This window comes from Dietzia sp. KRD202 (assembly GCF_017168155.1).
GTDB classification, from domain to species: Bacteria; Actinomycetota; Actinomycetes; order Mycobacteriales; family Mycobacteriaceae; genus Dietzia; species Dietzia kunjamensis.
In genome coordinates this window covers 1-3,998 of the sequence record NZ_JABFAN010000003.1, presented here as the reverse complement: position 1 = coordinate 3,998, position 3,998 = coordinate 1, and the positions used below count along the sequence as shown (strand labels likewise).

The 3,998-nt window shown below is 68.5% G+C and carries 6 protein-coding genes; 2 read left to right on the top strand and 4 right to left on the bottom strand.

Annotated elements, in window-relative coordinates:
* From J1M64_RS00520 to J1M64_RS19615, 4 genes are all read right to left on the bottom strand, one after another.
* The coding region (locus J1M64_RS00520; protein WP_241260909.1) for an IS3 family transposase at nt 1–998 on the bottom strand (998 nt) is incomplete at its 3' end.
* Nucleotides 999–1,145: 147 nt separating this feature from the next.
* The gene (locus J1M64_RS00515; protein WP_206472023.1) at nt 1,146–1,541 is read right to left on the bottom strand and encodes a hypothetical protein; all 396 of its coding nucleotides are present in this window, start codon (nt 1,539–1,541) and stop codon (nt 1,146–1,148) included.
* A gap of 111 nt (nt 1,542–1,652) precedes the next feature.
* Nucleotides 1,653–1,802, bottom strand: a complete 150-nt coding sequence (locus J1M64_RS19620; RefSeq protein ID WP_241260907.1) for a hypothetical protein — start codon at nt 1,800–1,802, stop codon at nt 1,653–1,655.
* A gap of 33 nt (nt 1,803–1,835) precedes the next feature.
* Nucleotides 1,836–2,138 carry a VOC family protein gene (locus J1M64_RS19615; protein WP_241260906.1) on the bottom strand — a complete coding sequence of 101 codons (303 nt, stop codon included), beginning with the start codon at nt 2,136–2,138 and terminating at the stop codon, nt 1,836–1,838.
* 142 nt (nt 2,139–2,280) lie between these two features.
* Here J1M64_RS19615 and J1M64_RS00505 point away from each other — a divergent pair, with 142 nt between their 5' ends.
* Nucleotides 2,281–2,787 carry an LGFP repeat-containing protein gene (locus tag J1M64_RS00505; protein ID WP_206472021.1) on the top strand — a complete coding sequence of 169 codons (507 nt, stop codon included), beginning with the start codon at nt 2,281–2,283 and terminating at the stop codon, nt 2,785–2,787.
* 28 nt (nt 2,788–2,815) lie between these two features.
* A partial coding sequence (locus tag J1M64_RS00500; RefSeq protein WP_206472018.1) for a cation:proton antiporter occupies nt 2,816–3,998 on the top strand: 1,183 nt, incomplete at its 3' end.

Below are 3,998 nucleotides of genomic sequence, written 5' to 3'. Positions count from 1 at the left end.
GGTGGGATCGTCAGTCGTGAGCCGTCGTTTGCCAGGTTGATCGTGACGGTGGTGTTCGGGGTGGGGATCTGGGGTCGTTTGCGGTAGCGGCCCGCGTGCTGGCGGTAGTGCTCATCGAGCCTGGTCTGCCGGGCGCGGGCCGCGTCGACCCAGGTGCCGTCGTGAACGGACGCCGGGGTGTAGCCGGCCAGTCCGCCGTGATGGTGTCGATGGTTGTAGTACTCAACCCATTCGGCGATCCACTCGGTGGCATGATCGAGGTCACGGAAGGCCCTCGGGTAGGCGTGCGCGCTCTTGACCGTGGCGAACCACGATTCGATGTAGGCGTTGTCGTTACTGACCCCGGGCCGGATGTACGAGCAGGTCACGCTTCTGTTCTCGAGTTCGCCGCGTACGTGCTTGGAGGTCATGGCCGAGCCGTTGTCGGAGTGAACGATTTCGACCCTGCCGCCTGAAGCATCGACGATGGTGGTCAGAAGTTCAGCGGCGACGTAGCGGTCTTCGCGGGTCTGGATCGTCCATCCGACGATCTTGCGGGAGTACAGGTCGATTACCGAGTACAGCGCAAAGCTCTGTCTGGTTGTGCGTCCGGGCAGGAACGAGATGTCCCAACACAACACCTGATCGGGCCGGCGGGCCTGCAGTGTGGGGCTATCCCGCGGCGCGTTGGGGCGTCGTCGTCGACGGACAGGGGTGGTGCGCACCTTGGCGGCCACCCGCTGAAAGGTCGCCTGACTGGCCAGCACCGGTCCGGTATCGATGTGCTCGTACCAGGCCTGCCGCACACTACGCCCCTTCGCCAGCGAGGCGTTGACCGTATCGGCGACCTGCGCTGACTCTGCCTCAGTCAACGCATGGGGCTGCTTGCGATCGGCGTGGGCGATCGGCTCCGCCACCCGGGCTCGGGGCTTGCGCCGAACATGAAACGAGCCCCGGGACAGGCCGATCATTGCCAGCGCCGACCGCTGACTTCGGCCTGCCGCCTTGAGTTCCTCCAGCAGGGCGTTCTCGGCCGCGATCAGCTCCTCGTGCTCTCGCCGCTGCTGCTCGGTCCAGTCGGGGGGACAGGCCGATCATTGCCAGCGCCGACCGCTGACTTCGGCCTGCCGCCTTGAGTTCCTCCAGCAGGGCGTTCTCGGCCGCGATCAGCTCCTCGTGCTCTCGCCGCTGCTGCTCGGTCCAGTCGGGCCCTCCCCGTCGTCGGCCACGCCAAGTGAGTGCATGACCGATATAGCTTTTCCCAGCGCATCAACGACCTTGCGCTCGGAATCCAACTCCGTTTCCAGCTTGGCGATTCGGGCGTTCAGACGCCTAACCTCAGCTGCATCTTCCCTGGTCATCTCCCCAGTCTGACGCGGGATGACGTTCCCGTCGAGGTCACCGTCAGCCAACGCGGCCACCCACCGCCGCATCTGCCACTCAGCAATCCGGTGCTCCTGCAGGAACGCGGCCTTGGTGCCATACCGGCACTCGACATACTCAAGCGCCAACCGCCGCCTCTCCCCAACGCTGCGCTCGCGCGATGGAACAACCACCGTCATCTCGACACCCTCCCGCCAGCGCCCATCGCCGACTCACAACCAGCCTGAGTCACAGGGCGGATCCGGAATGCGAATAGCGAATTTCGTTGGGCTGGCGGGCGGGAGTCCGAGTCAGGGGTCGGTGCCCGCAGCCGCCGCCTCGATGGCCGACACGTCCAGCTTCACCATGTCCATCATCACCGCGAACGCGCGCGCCGCCGCCTCCCGATCCTTTCCCCGCCACAGGTCGTGGAGGGACTGCGGCGCGACCTGCCAGCGCACACCGTAGCGGTCGATCAGCCACCCGCACCGGACCTAACGGCCCCCTCCCGCGAGCAGACCGTTCCAGTAGTAGTCGATCTCCGCCTGGTCGGCGCACCGGATCTCCAGGGAGACCGCGTCGGTGTACTCGGGGTCCGAGCCTCCGTTGAGGGCGATGAAGGGCCGCCCGTCGAGCTCGAACTCCACGGTGAGCACGTCCCCCGCCTTCGGTCCCGGGGTGTCGACCGGACTGGTGTCCACGGCGACCACCCTCGAGTCGGGGAACACCGAGCAGTAGAACTCCGCGGCCTGCTCCGCTTGGGTGGCGAACCACAGGCACGTGGTCATCTCGGCCATCACGACCCCCTCCCCGCGGCCCACGGAACCGCCCGGGCCGCCCGTCTCCACAGTGTTCTCCGGCCCGTCGCTCCAGGGAAGGCCGTGGGCGTCACGGTTCGGCCACGACGGCCGCGACGGGCGGGCGGTTAGAATCTCCCGCATGGACAGGATCACGCGTGTCCTCGCCCCCCTCGCCCTCGCCGCCGCTCTCGGCGCCGGTCTGGTCGCCTGCTCCGCAGACGACGGTGGCGGTGCCGGTGAGCCCACCCCTCCGGTGTCGTCGACAGAGATGGCGACGACGACGAGGTCGACACCCGTCCCCGGGCCCGCGGACTCGGGCGTCGACATCCCCGTGTCCGTGGCGGACCGGTGGAACGAACTCGGCGGAGAACAGGGCGATCTCGGCCGGGTGACAGGGCCGCCGACGGCCGTGGAGGGCGGCTCGGTCACCGACTTCGAGCGGGGGGCGATCGTGCTCACGCCGTCCGGGAACGCGTTCGTGGTCCAGGGCGAGATCCTCGCCGCCTATCGCGAGGCGGGCGGCCCCGCCGGTGAGCTGGGCTTCCCCGTCTCCGACGAGACGACGACCGACGGCGGGTGGATCTCGGCGTTCGAGAACGGCACGATCGCCTTCCTGGACGGTCGGCCGGTCGTCGAGGTGCGGTGACGACCACCGCGCCGGGCGAGTAGCACCCGTGGAGACCATCGCGATCTACCTCGTCGTGGTGTTCGGGTGCGGGTTCGTCGCCCGGCTGATGCACCTGCCCACCCTCATCGGCTATCTCGCCTCGGGGTTCATCCTGCACGCGCCCGGCATCGAGGCCCTGCCGGTGGTGGACTCACTCGCCGACCTCGGCGTGACGATCCTGCTCTTCACCATCGGGCTCAAACTGGACGTGCGGATGCTTCTGCGTCGCGAGGTGCTGGCCACGACGGCCGCCAACCTCCTGGCCGTCGCGGGACTGACCGCCGGCTTCCTGGGGATGCTGTCCATCATCGGGGTGCGGTTGCTGGCCGGGGCGGACTGGCAGGTGGTGGCCCTGCTGGGCTTCGCGCTGTCGTTCTCCAGCACCGTCTTCGTCGTCCAGGTGCTCGACGTGCGGTCCGACTCCCACACCCTCTACGGTCGGGTCGCGATCGGTATCCTCGTCCTGCAGGACGTGGTGGCGGTCGCGTTCCTCACCGCGATGACGGGCGCCCCGCCGAGCCCATGGGCGTTGGCGTTGCCACTGTTGCTCCCCGCGGTGTGGCTCGTCCGCCGGGCCTGGAGCAGGCTGGGTCACGGCGAACTGCAGGCGTTGTTCGGGATCACCATGGCGCTGGTGCCGGGGTACTGGCTGTTCGAGAGCGTCGGCATCAAGGGTGACTTCGGGGCAATGGTGGTGGGAGTCCTCCTCGCCTCGCACCCGCGTGCCGCCGAGTTGTCCCGGACCCTCTTCGGTCTGCGTGAACTCCTGCTCGTGGGTTTCTTCGTCTCGATCGGCCTCCACGTCACGCCCACCCCGGAGACCCTGTTGCTGGGCCTCCTGCTCGTGGTGTTGCTCCCCCTGGAGGCCGCCGTGTTCACCCTCGTGCTGGCAGCGTTCGGGCTGCGCAAACGGACCTCGATCCTGGCGGGCCTCGCGCTGGCCAACTTCTCGGAGTTCGGGCTCATCGTCACCGCGACCGGGGTCGATGCGGGGCTCCTCGAGCAGGACTGGCTCGTGGTGGTGTCGGTCGCGGTCGCCGCGAGCTTCGTGATCTCGACGCTGGTCAACCACCGCGGGACGCGGCTCGTGGCGCGGTTGTCCTCGCTCGTACCCACCCTGCGGGACGAGCGCACCCACCCGGAGGACGCCCCGCTGGACATCGGTCACGCCCGGGTGCTGGTCCTGGGGG